This is a genomic window from Streptomyces sp. NPDC001980 (assembly GCF_040296885.1).
GTDB lineage: Bacteria > Actinomycetota > Actinomycetes > Streptomycetales > Streptomycetaceae > Streptomyces.
In genome coordinates this window covers 1-15,421 of record NZ_JBEOYD010000027.1, presented here as the reverse complement: position 1 = coordinate 15,421, position 15,421 = coordinate 1, and the positions used below count along the sequence as shown (strand labels likewise).

Sequence of the window (15,421 nt, the reverse complement as noted above, 5' to 3'; positions counted from 1 at the left end):
TGGAGGCCCGAGGGCCGGGCCACGAGGGCCCAGGCCCGTGACGACCTCAGAGCGAACCGATCTCCGCGGTGTCGCGACCGACGAGGCTCTGGCCGTAGACCTCCCGGTTCAGCAGGGGGTTGTTCAGGCCGTGGCCGCTGGCGACGGTCAGGTCACGCCAGACGCGCTGGAGCGGGTTGGACTGGGCGAAGCTGCTCGTGCCGACGATGTCGAGCATGAGCGTCACGGCCTGGCGGAAGTTGCGCGTCGCGATCTCGGAGTCGCCGCGGATCCGCGCCCGGGCCGCCGTGTCGAGGACCCGGCCCTCTCGGGCGGCTGTGTCCATCTCGTCGGCGGACCTGAGCAGGTGCATCCTGCCTGCGTCGATCGCGACCCGCGCGTCGGCAAGAGCGAGGCGGTAGCTGGGGGCGTCCCGGCGGTCCGAGTAGGCCCAGTAGCTGATGGGGCGGCCCTTGCCGATGTTCTCCACCGTGAAGTCCCAGGCGGCCTCGGCCATGCCCAGCAGCGGACCGCACAGGCCGAGACAGGCGAGACTGTTCAGCGACGCCCGGTAGTTGGTCTCGTCCTCGTGCCAGATCGGGAAGACGGCCGTGCCCATGAACGTCTCGAGGTCCAGGGTGCACCGGTCCTCGACGAAGAGGTCCTCGGCCACGAGGGTGTTGCTGCCGGTCCCCGCCATGCCGACGACGTACCACGTGTCCTCGATCCGCATGTCGGCCAGCGGCATCAGCGCCCACCGCACCTCCGAGGGCCGGCCCTCCGCGTCGAGGACGAGGAACGCGTTCAGCGTCCACTGGGCCTGGTAGCAGCCCGAGGCGAAACCCCACTTGCCGTTGATGCGGTAGCCACCGTCGACCTTCTCGGCGGTCCCGCCGGGTGCGAACTGGCTGATCGCGACGTTGCGAGGGTCCGGGCCGTACATCAGTTCGCGCACGTCGTCGGGGAAGAGGCCCATGCCGAACGCGGTCGTGTTGGCGATGAAGGCGACCCAGCCCGCGGACGAGTCCCCTCGCGAGATCTCGGCCGACAGCTCGATGAGGGTCCGGACGTCTCCGCCCGCCCCGCCCGACCGGCGGGGCGTCAGGGCCTGGAACAACCCGGACTCGCGCAGGGCCTGCTCCGATTTCTCGGCCAGACGGCGGTTGCGCTCGGACTCGTCGGCGTGCTCACGCAGGAGCGGCCGCAGGTCGCGGGCGGTCTGCAGGAGACGTTCGCGAGCTTCGCCCTGCGTCTCCGGTCCGAACGTCGTGACGTCGTCAAGAGTCGTCATGAGGCCTCCTTGCCTCGGCGGCTCACCTGCCGAAGCGGTGGCCGGTCGTGTCGTCCTGCTGTTGATTGAAGTCCGCGTGTGACGCAGGTCTGTATGCCTGACCCGCCAAGCTTTCGACGCCGATTGGACCCGGGGCCCAAAACGGTGGTGCGATTGCCGCGCTCACAGGTCGAACGGCGCGAGCCGGAGGCCGATCAGCCCGCACCTCCGGCGCGTGGCGAAGAGCCCGACGGCCAGAGCGGCGGGCGGGATGCGTTACGTGAGCCCGTCAGTGACCGGTGTCGTCCAGATCGGGGAGGAGCTCCGCGAGGCGGAGCGCCGCGTGCAGCTCGAGCTGGGAGTCCCGGACGGAGCGGCCCAGGAGTTCCTCGGCCCGCTTGACCCGGTAGATGACCGTGTTCTTCGCGACCTGCAGCTCCCTGGCGGCCTCCTGCGGACTGCCGTGGCAGTCGAGGTAGACCCGAACCGTCCGGCGGAGAACCCGCGTGGAACCCGCGCTCGATCCCAGTGCGCCGAGTTCGTCCCGCACGAAACGAGCGGCCTTGTCGGGGTCCGCGATCAGCAGCGAGAGCAACCGGACCTCGTCGTACCGGACGACACTCGCGTCCGCCGTCGAGCGCACGCCGAAAGCCCCCACCCGCGCCGCGTCGAGGGCCTCCTCGTGGGTGCACCGGAAGCCCTGGACGCCTCGGTGGGGGGACGCCATGCCCACCATCACGTCGGACCCGCCGGGTAGCAGCGGTGTTTCACGCGGTGGCCTTGCCTTGAACGCTCCCCACGCCCATGCCTCGGTCCGGTCCACCGCCACCACCAACTGAGCGTCCGCGCCGATGCCGCGCAGGAGGGACCGGGCCACCTGGTCCAGATGATCCGCGGCATGGCTCGGCGAGGTCGCGGGATGCAGCACCAGGCCGATGTGGTACGCGTTCGTCAGGGGGTAGGCCAGCTGTCGGGACGCCACGTCGACGGAGCCCTCTCCCGCCAGCAACGCCAGAACCGTCTGGTACCTGGCGGCGGCGGTGCTTCTCAGGAATCGCTCGTTCTCGGCGGTGTACGACTCGGCGCTCATGGTGGCGAACGTGTCGGCGAACTCGAAGAGCACATGAGACACGTGCTCGAGTGATGCCGCGAGATCGGGGAGCGATACCAAGGAGCGGCAGCCGCCCATGAAGTGGTCGGCCAGCTGTGAGTGGATCCTGCGCTGATGGGTGAGGATCAGGTCGAGAGGAACCCGGCGGTGGACCAGATCCACGATCTGCGCCTCCGCCTCGGGCGGGAGCTGCGCCGGCGGGTGGCCGTCGGCCTCGATGGCGAGGAGCGTCGCGATGACGATCGACTCGATGGTGGAGCGCATGACCTGCGCGCCTTTCAGGCCGGCGCCGGTCAGATCTGTGAATGCACCGCCCTGGACGATGTCGACCGCCACCCTGACCGCCCACGCGACCGGTTGGTCACCGACCTGGTCGGTCGCACGGCGTACCGTCTCCCGAGTGCAGGTGGGCTCTCCGGGGTTCACGGCCGGGCGCAACCGCCTCACCCACGCTCCGATGTGCTCGCCCAACCCCGCCTCCCGTCCCGGCCGTCCTGCGACGAGCCTGTGCCAGTCCACGTGGCTCGGTTTGACGGCTCTCAGATGAATATGAAGATTGGACCACCTCGACCGCCCGCGCGCAGCAGCCACCGCGGGCCCGGTCAGCGGCACCCCCTACGTCGAACTGACCGGCGGACAGTGGCCGTCCGCGGAACAGCCCCCGCCGAGGCATGATGCCCACTGTCTGACCGCACGAGCCTCGTCGTCGGTGTTCTCGGCGCCGCCCGTTCTCGGGTGCCGCCGAGCCGATGGATGCCGCAACCCGGCTCCGGAATCGTTCATCGCGGAAGTGTGCGGGGCCCGTGTTCCTGGTCGTCGAGCTTGGCGAGTTCGTGCTCATGGGGGCCGGGGGTGATCGAGCCGCAGTGGTTGACCTACGAGCTGCGGGCCGGGGCAATGTGCGCCATGGGCCTCGGCGTCACCTTCGTGGCTGGCGATATACAGTTCGCCGACGGCCACGTCCAGGTCCCCGAGGGTGTCACCGAAGCCCTGAAAGCTCCTCGCGGTACGCGCTGTTACCACCAGGTCGCTCACCGTCTGCCCGGCGTGCTCATCGAGGTCGTCCGCCGACGACCCACCATCCGCCCGGTCAAGCGCGACATCAGTCTCGACACCCTCACCGGACGCGGATGTGACGTCCTCACCGCTGTGGCGTCGGGCCAACCGATGCCGACGACATCGCCGAACAGTTGTCCGGCGCCTCGCACCACAGTCAAGTCCCACGTCCGTCACATCCACGCCGAGATCGGAATCCGTGCCCGCGTCCAGGCGGTGGCTTTCGCCTATGAGTCCGGCCTGGTACCGGTCGCAGAAGAGCCCGCGGCGGGGCCTTGTGAACCTGTGTCCGCCGAACCGCGCAGACGGAGTACCTCAAATGGCGCTGTCGCTCGGGTCGCACTTGAGGTAACCCTGGATGGTTGCGACGAACGCGTCCATCTGCCGTACGACCTCAGTTGCTCAAACACATCCAGTTCATACTGAAAGCTGACGCGCCGGTGGCGTGATGCCGAGTCGTTCCGCGAGTTCGTGGGCGCTGATGCCGTACGTCTCCCGGATCCGTATGCCGTCGGGGCCGACGTCGAAGACGCCGTGGTCGGTGTAGACGCGGCTGACGCAGCCGATGCCGGTGAGCGGGTAGGTGCAGCGCGGTACGAGCTTCGGTTCGCCGGTCCGGGTGAAGAGCGTCATCATCACGTAGACGTCCTTGGCGCCGATGGCGAGGTCCATGGCGCCGCCGACGGCGGGGATGTCGTCGGGCCTGCCGGTGGTCCAGTTGGCGAGGTCGCCGTTGAAGGCGACCTGGTAGGCGCCGAGGACGCAGACGTCGAGGTGTCCGCCGCGCATCATGGCGAAGGAGTCGGCATGGTGGAAGTACGCGGCCCCCGGCAGCTCGGTCACCGGCACCTTGCCGGCGTTGGTCAGGTCGGGGTCGACCGTGTCGCCCTCGGCCTTCGGCCCCATGTTGAGCATGCCGTTCTCGGTGTGCAGCACCACGCCGGAGTCGGCCGGCAGATGGTCGGCGATCTTGGTGGGCTGCCCGATACCGAGGTTGACGAAGGCGCCGGCCGGGATGTCGCGTGCGATGACGGCGGCCAGTTCGTCCATCGAGAGCCGGTGGTCGGCGCCCGTCGGCGCCCTTGTGTACGTGGTGGTCATCGTGCCCCCTGCACGGTGTAGTGACGGGCCGTCGCCTGGACGACCCGGTCGACGTAGATGGACGGGGTGACGATGGCTTCCGGGTCGAGCTTCCCGGGCTCGACGACCTGGTCGACCTGGACGATGGTCGTCGTCGCGGCCGTGGCCATGACCGGTCCGAAGTTGCGGGCGGTCTTGCGGTAGACGAGGTTGCCCAGCGTGTCCGCGGTGTGCGCGCCGATCAACGCGTAATCACCCTTGATGGGGTACTCCAGCAGGTACTTCCGGCCGTCGATCTCCCGCTCTTCCTTGCCCTCGGCCAGCGGTGTGCCGACCGCGGTCGGGCAGTAGAACGCTCCGATCCCGGCACCGGCCGCGCGCATCCGCTCGGCGAGGTTGCCCTGCGGCACCACTTCCAGTTCGATCTTCCCCGCGCGGTAGAGGCCGTCGAAGACCCAGGAGTCGACCTGGCGCGGAAAGGAGCAGAGCACCTTGCGCACCCGGCCCGCGGCCAGCAGCGCGGCCAGTCCGACATCGCCGTTGCCCGCGTTGTTGGACACGATCGTGAGGTCCTTCGCGCCCTGCCGGATCAGCGCGTCGATCAGATCGAACGGCATCCCGGCCAGGCCGAAGCCGCCGACGAGCACGGTGGACCCGTCCTCGATCCCGGCCACCGCCGCGTCCGTGCTCTCGACGATCTCCGCCCGGCTCACCGGCCCGCACCCGTAGCGTCGCAGTTCTCGAGAACGACAGCCAGGCCCTGGCCGACGCCGATGCAGATCGCGGCGACGCCGTAGCGCTGCTTCGTCTCGCGCAGCACCTTGGCCAGCGTGGCGAGGATGCGGCCGCCCGAGGCGCCCAGCGGGTGGCCGATCGCGATGGCGCCGCCCTTCTGGTTGACGATGGCAGGGTCGACCTTCCACGCGTCGAGGCAGGCGAGGGACTGCACGGCGAAGGCCTCGTTGAGCTCGACCGCGCCCACTTGCTCCCAGCCGATCCCGGCCCGGGCCAGCGCACGGTTGGCGGCCTCGACGGGTGCGTAGCCGAAGGCCTGCGGCTCCAGCGCCATCGCTCCGCGGCCGGCGACACGGGCGATCGGGTCGACCCCGATGGCAGCCGCAGCCTTCTCGCTGCCCAGCAGCACTGCGGAGGCGCCGTCGTTGAGCGGGCTGGCGTTGCCCGCCGTGATGGTGCCGCCCTGCTCCTGGGTCCGGAAGACCGGCTTGAGACCGGCCAGCACCTCCGGCGTGGATCCGGGCCGGATGCCCTCGTCACGCGTCAGGTCGACGCCTGCGACCGGTACCACCAGGTCGTCGTAGAAGCCCGACTCCCAAGCCTGGTGTGCGAGTTGGTGGGAGCGGGCGGCGAACGCGTCCTGCCGCTCGCGGGAGATCCCGAAGCGCTCGCGGAGCTGCTCGTTGGACTCGCCGAGGCTGACCGTCCACTCCTTCGGCATCTGCGGGTTGACCAGCCGCCAGCCGAGCGTGGTCGAGACCGCGGTGACATCGCCGGCCGGGAACGGTTTCGCCGACTTGGGCAGCACCCACGGCGCGCGTGTCATCGACTCCACGCCGCCGGTCAGCACCACCTCGGCATCGCCGGACTCGATGGTCCGGCTGGCCGTCATCGCCGCGTCGAGGCTCGAGCCGCACAGCCGGTTGATCGTGGTGCCTGGCACGCTCACCGGAAGCCCGGCGAGCAGTGCCGCCATGCGGCCGACGTTGCGGTTCTCCTCGCCGGCGCCGTTGGCGTTGCCCCACACCACGTCGTCGATCGCGGCGGGGTCGAGGTCCGGTACCCGGGCGAGCGTAGAGGTGATCGAGGCGGCGGCGAGGTCGTCGGGGCGGACGCCGGCCAGCGCGCCGTTGAAGCGGCCGAACGGCGTGCGCGTCGCGGCGTAGATGAAAGCGCTCATGCACCGACGCTAGCCCCGGCACGCGATACTCTGAAGTACACATATGCGTGCCGATTGAGATGAGTGACATATGGATCTGCGTCATCTCCGGTACTTCGTGGCGGTGGCCGAGGAGCGCCACTTCGGTCGTGCCGCCGAGCGGCTCCACATGGCCCAGCCGCCGCTCTCCCAGCAGATCCGCCGGTTGGAGACCGAGCTTGGCGTCGAACTGCTCCACCGCACCACGCGCCGGGTCGACCTCACCGAGGCCGGACGGGCCTACCTGGAGCGGGCGCGGGCGATCCTCGCCGACGTCGACGAGGCCGCCCAGCATGCGCGGCTCGTCGCCGCGGGCTCGGTGGGCCGCCTCGCGATCGGGTGCGTGGGCTCGGCGACGTACAGCCTCCTGCGCGCGCTCTCGCGGCGGCTCTCGGAGGAGCTGCCCGGCGTCGACTTCTCGTTCCGCGGCGAGATGCTCGCGCCGGACCAGGTCGAGGCGCTGCGCACCGGCGCCATCGACGTCGGGCTGCTGCGTCCTCCGGTGGCCGACCTCTCCCTCACCGTCAGCATCCTGCGCAGGGACCGGCTCGTCGTCGCCGTGCCGGTCGACCACCCCCTCGCCCGCCGGAAACGCCTGCGCGCCGCGGACCTCGCCGGTGCCGACCTGATCGTCCACTCCGCCGACCGCCGGTCGGTGATGTACGACGTCGTGCTGGGCCTGCTGCGCGACGCCGACGTCGAACCGCACATTCGCCACGAGGTCGGCGAGACCTCGACGTTGGTCACGCTCGTGGCCGGCGGTCTCGGCGTCGCCGTCGTGCCCGAGCCCGTGACCGCGTTGACCCTCGACGGTGTCGTCTACCTGCCGCTGGCCGGGGCCGACGCGCGGGTGGAACTGGCCGTCGCCCACCGCGCCGACCGCTCCGAACCGCACCTTGTGCGCACCGTAGGGATCATTGAGTCGATGTTCTGACGGATCGACCGAAGCTGGATGGGCCGGCCCTGGCATGGCGCAACAGCCCTGCCTTGTGGGTGGCGGGAGTGCGGGCGGCCCGGTGCGGGCCTCGGGTCGGGTCGGACCGTCGGAGTCATCGGCGTGCGGAGCGCCTCCTCGACGGCCGTTTCCTGGTCTCGTCGGGCAATGCGAGGAAGCGACACCTTCAGGCCGGCCGGCGGTTACTGAGCGAGGCGCACACGCGCTCCGGGCATGCGCAAGGCGCGCGACGACTGCCGCAAGGCCCGACGTCGCTGCCTCACCGACCGGGAGGAATGCCTACGCAACGATCTTCGCGACGGAGTCTCGCGCCTGGTGCGCGATGCGGTCGTCAGTGACGTCGTCCGCCCCGCCCACGCCGATGGCGCCGATGACCTCGCCGTCGGCCGTCACGATCGGCACGCCGCCGGCGACCGGCAGAAGGTTGGCATCAACCAGGTGAGGAGGCGCCACCTGCATCTGGGGGGACGCGGCGAAGGCCGCGAACTTGGCCGTCGGGACACCGCTCACGGCCGAGGTGTAAGCCTTGCGTCGCGCGGTTTCCACACCGAGAAGACCAACGCCGTCGTCGCTGAGGAGAACCTTCGTGACTCCGCTTCGGTTGACCACGACGGCGCACACCTTGTGCCCCTCGGCCCTTCCTGCTTCCAGAGCGGCCAGAGCGGCGCCGTGCGCGATCTCGTAGCTGAGCGGCTCTCGCATGGGGCGGTTCCTTCCCTTGGCGGCCGAGTGGCCGACCGGACGTCTTCCGTGGGATCCCCGGAGCGTCGACAGTCCAGGTCATCGCTGGTTCCGGGCATGCTGGAAACCCGCGACAGTATGTCGCGGCCGAGGTGAATGTGAAGCGTACCTCGCATTCGCATCAAGGAGCCCGGGAGGCCCGGGAGCTCACTCCGTCGACGCGCCCAGTAGATACAGGCAGGCAATGTTCGCCAGCTCGTCGGTGAGTTGACGCCATGTCAGCGGTCGCTCGGACTCGAATCGTTCGCCGTGCAGCACGCGGTTCATGCACGCCGCGTACACCAGGCGAAAGGTGACATCCATCCGCAAGTCCGGCTCTGGGGCGCTGATCATCGGCATGATCGGTTCCAGGAACTGACGGAACACCTGGCCGGAGTCAATGCTGGCGTCGGACCCGATTTCGGACACTGCGGGGTCGGTGGTGCCAGCGGTGATGAAGACGCGCATCAGGCGTGCGTGTGCTTCGAACGTCTCGGTGATTCCGGCGACCGCCGAGGCGATCAGTGTGGTCGGGTCTGTGCGCAGCGGAGCGAAGCGGCGGATGATGTCGGCGCGAAAGTGATCGATCATGTCGTGCTGCAGTGCGGCGATCAGGCGGTCCTTGTCGCCGAACCGTCGATAGACACTCCCCACCGAGACGCCCGCTCGAGCGGCGACGGCCGCGATGGTGAGCGCCTCGGTGCCGCCCTCTGTCAGGAGGGCCGTACCCGCTTCCAGGATCCGCTGCTGGGTCAGTCGGCTGCGCGCCTGCTGCGCCGGCGGCAGATCGAGTGAAGGTTCGGTACTCACCGCCTCAGCGTATACGCCGCCGGCATTCGTTCCGGCGGCCCTGCGCCTGGCATTGCTGGGCCGTGAGCAGTGGCGCGATCGGGCCGGCGAGCGAGCGCAGTGCAGAGGTGGCACCGTGCACGACCGGCTCGGAGCTGGGGCGCAAGCGTCAGGAAATCGGCCTCTCCTCGCCGAGCGGACACCTGGACATGACCCTTGACGCACCGCGAAGTGAAATGCGAATGTGAATCAACAATCTCATTCGAGGGTCGCGCAGATCGGTGCCCTCGCAGGTGCCCCCACAGCCCTGCACGCGCCACCAGCTGTGCGCCCGAGCCGCACGGGAGTCAAAGACGATGACCACCACTTCAGAGGTCGACACCGGTACCGGCTACGGTCGTCCGAAGCCCTCCTACAACGCCCGTCTGCGCGAGGTCGGGCCCGGTACGCCCATGGGCGAGGCCCTGCGTCGCTACTGGCACCCGATCGCCAGCTCGGAGACGCTCGTCGCCGGTGCCCTGCCGCAGAAGACCCGCGTACTGGGCGAGGACCTGGTGGTGTTCCGGGACGGACAGGGCAAACCCGGTGTCGTGATCGAGCGCTGCACCCACCGCGGCGCCAGCCTCTACTACGGCCGCGTCGAGGACGACGGCATCCGCTGCTGCTACCACGGCTGGAAGTTCGACGTCGAGGGCCGCTGCATCGAGCAGGCGTGTGAGCCGGCCCTGGGGCGCAGGCGCGACGCCGCCCGCCAGCCGTGGTACCCCGTCCAGGAGCGCTACGGCCTGGTCTTCGTCTACATGGGCCCGCCCGAGCTCAAGCCCGAACTCCCGCGCTACGACGCGCTGGAGAACCCCGCCGAGGACGAGAAGTACTTCGCCAGCTGGCCGGTCCCGCACGCCGCGGTCCTCGGCATGCCGGCGGACTTCAACTGGCTCAACATGTACGAGAACGGCGCCGACCCGACGCACGTCACCTGGCTCCACTCCACGCACAGCGGGTACCAGATGCTGGGCACCGGGACGTTCGGCTACCCCGAGAGCTTCTTCGACCCGGCCACCATCGCCGAGCGCGTGACATACGAGCGTACCGACCACGGCGTGAAGTACACCCAGCGATTCGAGGTCGAGGGCGAGGACGGTGAGGTCACCGAGTACGGCTTCGCGGTCGAGCAGCACCTTCCCAACATCTTCGGCCTGCCGGACTACGTGAAGATCAGCCCCGACAATCCGGACCAGCTGCTGTGGCTCGTGCCCTCCGACGACACCACCAACCGGCTCTTCTTCTCGATCCGCACGAACGACCCCGAGCGCATGGTCCGTTTCGTGATCGGCATCACGCAGAACGGCAAGCAGAACCACGAGCTCACCGACGAGGAGCGCCAGAAGTTCCCCGGTGACGCGGAGGCCCAGGGCTCGCAGGGAGCGATCACCCTGGACTCCACGGAGACCCTGGCCACCTCGGACCGCGGCGTCGTCATGCTGCGCCGCATGCTGCTCGCGATGGTCGACGACGTCGAGGCCGGACGTGACCCGATCAACATCGTCCGCGACCCCTCGGAGGTTCACCGCACCCAGTCCGGGCTCTTCACCCTCGGCAAGCGCCCGGCGGGCGACGACGCCGATGCCCCGGCCACCGCGGGAATCTGAGCGACCATAATGAGCAACGAGTGGCTCGACACCATCGTGGACGCGCGGCGCGACGCGACCAGCCGGATCGTGGTGCTCGACCTGGTCAGTCCCGACGATGCCGAGCTCCCGGAGTTCGCCGCCGGCGCCCATGTCGACGTACTGGTCGACAGTGCCGCCGGGCTGGTCCGCCAGTACTCCCTGTGCGGGCCGCCGCACGATCGCACCCGCTATCGACTGGCGGTGCTGGCCGAGACGGCGTCGCGCGGCGGCTCGCTGGGGATGCATCGGCTCCGCAAGGGCGACAGGCTGCGGATCTCCCGTCCCCGGAACAGGTTCGGAGTCTCGGGCGAGGCACGCCGCCATCTGCTGGTGGCCGGCGGTATCGGCATCACTCCACTGCTGGCCATGGCGCACGCGCTCGAAGCGAGCGGCGCGGAATACGAGTTGCACTACTGCGCGCGCAGCCGGGGAGACTCGGCGTTCCTCGACGAACTGGAGCACAACCCCCGGGTTCGGCTCCACTTCGACGACGGCCCGGACGACCAGCGGTTCGGCATCGGCACCGACATCGGCCGGCCCGATCCCCACACGGCGATCTACGTCTGTGGGCCGGGAGGCTTCATGGACTTCGTGATCTCCTCCGCGCTCGCAGCGGGATGGCCTGCCGAAGCGATCCACAAGGAGCGCTTCGCCCCCGTCGAGGACGCCGAGGCGCACAAGGTCGGCGGGGCCTTCCGGGTGCGGCTCGCCAGGACCGGCGGCGAGTACCGGATCGAGGAAGGCCAGAGCGTCCTCGACGTCCTGCTCGCCCAGGGCGTGGACGCCCCTTACTCGTGCCAGCAGGGAATCTGCGGTGAGTGCATCGTGCGTGTCCTCGCCGGAGAGCCCGACCACCGCGACGACGTCCTCACCGATCAGGAACGCGCCGACGGCATGTTCACCACCTGCTCATCGCGAGCACTCTCACCGATTCTGGAGCTGGACCTATGACAACGACCACGTCCACCGCACCCACCGCGACCCTCCAGGCGATCGAACAGGCGGAGGCCGCCTGGCTCGTGGCTCTCGTCGAGGGCGAGAAGGCGCTGATCGCCCTCATGCTCGAGGACAGTCACGTCGTCCACGGCCCGGTCGGGAAGATCGACGGCCGGGAGGCCTTCGCCCACTTCGCCTCGACCCGCCGCCGCACCGTCTTCGCCAAGGCCGAGGAACTGAGCATCACGGTCCACGGCGACACCGCGATCACCACGTGTCTCCAGGAGATGCACATCTTCTTCGACGAGAACCTCCCGCCCTTCCCCGTACAGGAGGTGATGACCCGGGTCTGGGAGAAGACCGCGGAGGGCTGGCGCCTGGCGCACATGCACCAGTCCAAGCGCATGCCGCCGGCCTGACACCCGGGAAGGCCGGCAGCATCCCCCTCACACCGCTGTTCGATGAACGGACAAGAGGCTTCAGGGCGGGCGGCCGGCGGCAGAGAGTTCGACATGAAGGTTCCCGCGGCGATCGACGACGATCGCCGCTGTTGTGGAGGCGAGGCGACAACAATGTCAGCTACTGAGATCAAGGCACCCACGTCCGGCGCGGTCCGGACCAGCGACCTCCTCATCGCGGGCGAGCACGTCCCGGCCAAGGACGGCCGCTACTTCGAGACGATCGAGGCCCTGACCGGTGAGCCGATCGCGAGGGTCGCGGCAGCCTCCGTCGACGATGTCAACCGCGCGGTGGACGCGGCGGCGACCGCCCTTCCCGAGTGGTCGGGCCTTCCGCCGGCCGCGCGGCGGTCGGTCCTGGAGCGGGCGGCCGTCCTGCTCGGCGAGCGCACCGACGAGATCGTCGCCACGATGAGCCGTGAGATGGGTGCCACTCTGCCCTGGTGCGGCTTCAACGTGCACGTCGCGAAGGGCATGCTCGTCGAGGCGGCCGCCCAGGCCTATGCGGCCGTCGGCGAGGTCATTCCGTCGGACGTGCCCGGCCTGACCGCCCTCGGCGTGCGTCAGCCGGTCGGCGTCGTCGTCGGCATCGCCCCGTGGAACGCGCCGCTGATCCTCGGTGTGCGTGCCGTCGTGTGGCCCCTGGTATGGGGCAACACCGTGGTCCTGAAGTCCTCCGAGCAGACGCCGCTCACCCAGGCCGCCATCGTCCAGGTGCTGCACGACGCCGGCGTGCCCGCCGGAGCGGTCAACCTCATCAGCAACGCGCCCGAGGACGGTCCGCGCGTCGTCGAGGCCCTGATCGCCCACCCCGCCGTGAGGCGCGTGAACTTCACCGGCTCCAGCCGCGTCGGCCGTGTCATCGGCGAACTCGGTGGCCGCCACCTGACCCGTGTGGTCCTTGAACTCGGTGGCAAGGCGCCCTTCCTGGTGCTCCCCGACGCGGACCTGGAGGAGGCCGCCGCCGCGGCCAGCTTCGGTGCGTTCATGAACCAGGGCGAGATCTGCATGTCGACCGAGCGTGTCATCGTCGACCGGACCGTCGCCGACGAGTTCTCCTCCCGCCTGGCCGAGCGTGCCGCGAAGCTGGTCGTCGGTCCTCCGAGCGATCCCGCCTCACAGATCGGCCCGCTGGTCCACGCCGTCGCCCGGGACCACGTGGTCGCGTTGATCGAGGACGCCCGTGCCAAGGGCGCGCAGATCCTGACCGGTGGCACGGCCGACGGCCTGTTCGTGCAGCCCACCGTGGTGCGCGGTGTCACCCCGGACATGCGCATCTACAGCGAGGAGTCCTTCGGACCGGTCGTCTCGATCATCGAGGTCGACTCCACCGACGAAGCCGTCACGGTGGCCAATGACACCGAGTACGGACTCTCCGCAGCGGTCTTCGGCAAGGACGCGGCCGCGGCACTCGACGTCGCCCGCCGGATCAAGTCCGGCATCTGCCACATCAACGGCGCCACCGTGCACGACGAGCCCCAGATGCCCTTCGGCGGTGTAGGCGCCAGCGGCTGGGGCCGCTTCGGCTCCCGCGCCGCGCTGGAGGAGTTCACCGAGCTGCGCTGGATCACCATCCAGTCCGGATCCCGCCACTACCCCATCTGACGATGCGACCAGGCCGACGAGGTCGTAGGGCGCACGTGACACGGCGTGCGCCGGGCCCCCGGGCCTTGCCCGGGTGGATGTGGTGCCTTGCCGCGGCTTTCAGCCCGGCGGTAGGAGCGGCATGGCTGGCGGAGGTCCGAGAGACAGAGGCCCTCGAGCAGCTCCACCGAGAGGTGGAGGAGTTCCTCCGGTCCTTCTGACGAGGCCCCTGTACCAGGGATCTCCACCCTTCCAAGGAGTCAACAATGTCGCAGGTCGACAGCGACCGCCACGAGATCCGGCAGCTCATCGAGAACTGGGCGCTATGGCGCGATGCCGGGGACTGGGGCCGCTTCGCCACGGTCTGGCATCCGCGCGACGGCTGGATGAGCGCCACCTGGTTCCAGGGAAGTGCCACCGATTTCATCAAGGCCAGTCGTGAGGGCTTCGAGAACGGAGTCAGCATTCTCCACTTCCTGGGCGGTCACACCGCGGACATCGTCGGCGAACGGGCCATCGCCCAGACGAAGATGACGATCAACCAGCGCGAGACCATCGACGGCTTCGAGGTCGATGTCGTCTGCACCGGCCGCTTCTACGACTTCCTCTCCCGGCACGAGGGGCGCTGGACCCTCGTGCGCCGGCAACCGATCTACGAGAAGGACCGGCTCGACGTCGTCGACCCCGCTGTCTCACTGGCATTGGATCCCGAGCTCCTGGACCGGTTCCCGGTCGGCTACCGGCACTTGGCCTACCTGCAGACCAAGGCGGGCTTCATGGTGAAGGACGGGCTCCCCGGTCTCACCGGCCCAGCGGTCGAGCACCTCTACTCCGAAGGCACGCGATGGCTGGCCGGGGCCTGAGGCCGCAGAGCCACCGAAGGAGCAAGCGATGAGATTCACGCACGAGACCCTTCCCCAGCGGGTGGTGTTCGCGGCCGGGGAGTCGCCCGCCGCTGTGGCGGCGGAGGTCGAGGCACTCGGCGGTTCCAAGGTCATGCTGATCGCGTCGGACCGTGAGAGGGAACTGGCCGATCCGATCGCCAAGGAGATCCCGCTCGTACTGCGTCACGAGGAGGTCGTGATGCACGTACCGGTCGAGGTCGCCGGGCGAGCCCTTCGTGCGGCCTCCGACGCGGGCGCGGACATCCTGGTCAGTGTCGGCGGCGGCTCGACCACGGGTCTGGCCAAGGCGGTGGCGCTGACCACCGGGCTGCCGATCGTCGCGGTACCCACCACCTACGCCGGCTCCGAGGCGACCAACGTCTGGGGGCTGACCGAGGGGGAGACCAAGACCACCGGTGTGGACGACAAGGTGCTGCCCGCGTCGGTCGTGTACGACGCAGGCCTCCTGACCACGCTGCCCGGCGAGATGACGGTCGCCAGCGGCCTGAACGCGATGGCGCACTGCGTGGACTCGATGTGGGGCCCGCGTGCCGACCCGATCGACCGGGCGCTGGCGCAGGAGGGCATCCGCTCCCTGGCGACCGGCCTGCCGGCGGTGGCCGAGGACTCGACCAGCGTCGAGGGCATCGAGCAGACGCTGTACGGCGCCTACCTCGCCGCGGTCGCCTTCGCCTCGGCCGGCTCCGGTATGCATCACAAGATCTGCCATGTCCTCGGCGGCATGTTCAACCTCCCGCACGCCCAGACCCACGCCGTCGTGCTGCCCCACGTCCTGGCCTTCAACTCCCCGCACGCGCCCGAGGCGGAGTCGCGTATCGCCCAGGCCTTCGGCACGGTCTTCCCCACCGACGGGGCGAGCGCCGGGCTGGGCGCCCTGCGCCAGGCGCTGAACGCGCCGCGGGCACTGCGCGACTACGGCATGCCCGAGGACGGCATCGCCAAAGCGCTGGGGCCGATCATGAAGGCGATCCCGGC

The 15,421-nt window shown here is 69.6% G+C and carries 15 protein-coding genes; 8 read left to right on the top strand and 7 right to left on the bottom strand.

Annotation, left to right across the window (positions count from 1 at the left end; all coding sequences use genetic code 11):
- Window positions 1-46: 46 nt before the first annotated feature.
- Together ABT137_RS33175 and ABT137_RS33170 are read right to left on the bottom strand one after the other, a co-directional pair.
- On the bottom strand, window positions 47-1,270 hold the full coding sequence (locus ABT137_RS33175; RefSeq protein ID WP_351714813.1) for an acyl-CoA dehydrogenase family protein: 1,224 nt from the start codon (window positions 1,268-1,270) through the stop codon (window positions 47-49).
- A 268-nt stretch (window positions 1,271-1,538) separates the two neighbouring features.
- Window positions 1,539-2,624 (bottom strand): PucR family transcriptional regulator, encoded by a 1,086-nt coding sequence (locus tag ABT137_RS33170; protein ID WP_351714812.1) that lies wholly within the window; start codon window positions 2,622-2,624, stop codon window positions 1,539-1,541.
- Between the two features lie 588 nt (window positions 2,625-3,212).
- On the opposite strand from ABT137_RS33170, the gene ABT137_RS33165 reads away from it, so the two are divergent.
- Complete coding sequence (locus ABT137_RS33165; RefSeq protein ID WP_351714811.1) at window positions 3,213-3,842, top strand: helix-turn-helix domain-containing protein; 630 nt, start codon at window positions 3,213-3,215, stop codon at window positions 3,840-3,842.
- Here ABT137_RS33165 and ABT137_RS33160 read toward each other — a convergent pair.
- Genes ABT137_RS33160 through ABT137_RS33150 form a run of 3 tightly spaced genes read right to left on the bottom strand, consistent with a single transcriptional unit; the run spans window position 3,834 to window position 6,411 of the window.
- Entirely contained in the window at window positions 3,834-4,517 is a 684-nt protein-coding gene (locus ABT137_RS33160) for a 3-oxoacid CoA-transferase subunit B (protein WP_351714810.1), read from the bottom strand. The genes ABT137_RS33165 and ABT137_RS33160 overlap by 9 nt on opposite strands.
- A complete protein-coding gene (locus ABT137_RS33155) occupies window positions 4,514-5,209 on the bottom strand; it encodes a 3-oxoacid CoA-transferase subunit A (protein WP_351714809.1) in 696 nt (231 codons plus the stop codon). Before ABT137_RS33155 ends, ABT137_RS33160 begins: the two co-directional genes overlap by 4 nt.
- Window positions 5,206-6,411 carry a thiolase family protein gene (locus tag ABT137_RS33150; protein ID WP_351714808.1) on the bottom strand — a complete coding sequence of 402 codons (1,206 nt, stop codon included), beginning with the start codon at window positions 6,409-6,411 and terminating at the stop codon, window positions 5,206-5,208. Before ABT137_RS33150 ends, ABT137_RS33155 begins: the two co-directional genes overlap by 4 nt.
- A 70-nt stretch (window positions 6,412-6,481) precedes the next feature.
- Between ABT137_RS33150 and ABT137_RS33145 the strand changes: the two genes are divergently transcribed.
- A complete protein-coding gene (locus ABT137_RS33145) occupies window positions 6,482-7,363 on the top strand; it encodes a LysR substrate-binding domain-containing protein (protein ID WP_351714807.1) in 882 nt (293 codons plus the stop codon).
- 300 nt (window positions 7,364-7,663) lie between these two features.
- Here the strand turns inward: ABT137_RS33145 and ABT137_RS33140 are convergent, their stop codons facing one another.
- Window positions 7,664-8,086 carry a GlcG/HbpS family heme-binding protein gene (locus tag ABT137_RS33140; RefSeq protein ID WP_189323844.1) on the bottom strand — a complete coding sequence of 141 codons (423 nt, stop codon included), beginning with the start codon at window positions 8,084-8,086 and terminating at the stop codon, window positions 7,664-7,666.
- Window positions 8,087-8,272: 186 nt separating this feature from the next.
- Window positions 8,273-8,914 (bottom strand): TetR/AcrR family transcriptional regulator, encoded by a 642-nt coding sequence (locus ABT137_RS33135; protein ID WP_351714806.1) that lies wholly within the window; start codon window positions 8,912-8,914, stop codon window positions 8,273-8,275.
- Window positions 8,915-9,249: 335 nt separating this feature from the next.
- On the opposite strand from ABT137_RS33135, the gene ABT137_RS33130 reads away from it, so the two are divergent.
- The 6 genes from ABT137_RS33130 to ABT137_RS33105 form a co-directional block, all read left to right on the top strand.
- Complete coding sequence (locus tag ABT137_RS33130; protein ID WP_351714805.1) at window positions 9,250-10,542, top strand: Rieske 2Fe-2S domain-containing protein; 1,293 nt, start codon at window positions 9,250-9,252, stop codon at window positions 10,540-10,542.
- A gap of 9 nt (window positions 10,543-10,551) precedes the next feature.
- Window positions 10,552-11,514 carry a PDR/VanB family oxidoreductase gene (locus ABT137_RS33125; protein ID WP_351714804.1) on the top strand — a complete coding sequence of 321 codons (963 nt, stop codon included), beginning with the start codon at window positions 10,552-10,554 and terminating at the stop codon, window positions 11,512-11,514.
- The gene (locus ABT137_RS33120) at window positions 11,511-11,918 is read left to right on the top strand and encodes a nuclear transport factor 2 family protein (RefSeq protein ID WP_351714803.1); all 408 of its coding nucleotides are present in this window, start codon (window positions 11,511-11,513) and stop codon (window positions 11,916-11,918) included. The genes ABT137_RS33125 and ABT137_RS33120 overlap by 4 nt, the downstream gene beginning before the upstream one ends.
- 153 nt (window positions 11,919-12,071) lie before the next feature.
- A complete protein-coding gene (locus ABT137_RS33115; protein WP_351714802.1) occupies window positions 12,072-13,562 on the top strand; it encodes an aldehyde dehydrogenase in 1,491 nt (496 codons plus the stop codon).
- 245 nt (window positions 13,563-13,807) lie between these two features.
- Window positions 13,808-14,404: a nuclear transport factor 2 family protein gene (locus tag ABT137_RS33110; RefSeq protein ID WP_351714801.1), complete on the top strand. Its 597-nt coding sequence runs from the start codon at window positions 13,808-13,810 to the stop codon at window positions 14,402-14,404.
- A gap of 28 nt (window positions 14,405-14,432) precedes the next feature.
- Window positions 14,433-15,421, top strand: a 989-nt coding sequence (locus tag ABT137_RS33105; protein WP_351714800.1) for a maleylacetate reductase, incomplete at its 3' end; no start/stop codon positions are given.

Excerpts from the sequence above, each read along its gene's own strand:
- ABT137_RS33175 (WP_351714813.1), bottom strand. The coding sequence starts at position 1,270 with ATGACGACTCTTGACGACGTCACGACGTTCGGACCGGAGACGCAGGGC.
- ABT137_RS33170 (WP_351714812.1), bottom strand. The coding sequence starts at position 2,624 with ATGCGCTCCACCATCGAGTCGATCGTCATCGCGACGCTCCTCGCCATC.
- ABT137_RS33160 (WP_351714810.1), bottom strand. The coding sequence starts at position 4,517 with ATGACCACCACGTACACAAGGGCGCCGACGGGCGCCGACCACCGGCTC.
- ABT137_RS33150 (WP_351714808.1), bottom strand. The coding sequence starts at position 6,411 with ATGAGCGCTTTCATCTACGCCGCGACGCGCACGCCGTTCGGCCGCTTC.
- ABT137_RS33145 (WP_351714807.1), top strand. The coding sequence starts at position 6,482 with ATGGATCTGCGTCATCTCCGGTACTTCGTGGCGGTGGCCGAGGAGCGC.
- ABT137_RS33140 (WP_189323844.1), bottom strand. The coding sequence starts at position 8,086 with ATGCGAGAGCCGCTCAGCTACGAGATCGCGCACGGCGCCGCTCTGGCC.
- ABT137_RS33130 (WP_351714805.1), top strand. The coding sequence starts at position 9,250 with ATGACCACCACTTCAGAGGTCGACACCGGTACCGGCTACGGTCGTCCG.
- ABT137_RS33125 (WP_351714804.1), top strand. The coding sequence starts at position 10,552 with ATGAGCAACGAGTGGCTCGACACCATCGTGGACGCGCGGCGCGACGCG.
- ABT137_RS33120 (WP_351714803.1), top strand. The coding sequence starts at position 11,511 with ATGACAACGACCACGTCCACCGCACCCACCGCGACCCTCCAGGCGATC.
- ABT137_RS33115 (WP_351714802.1), top strand. The coding sequence starts at position 12,072 with ATGTCAGCTACTGAGATCAAGGCACCCACGTCCGGCGCGGTCCGGACC.
- ABT137_RS33110 (WP_351714801.1), top strand. The coding sequence starts at position 13,808 with ATGTCGCAGGTCGACAGCGACCGCCACGAGATCCGGCAGCTCATCGAG.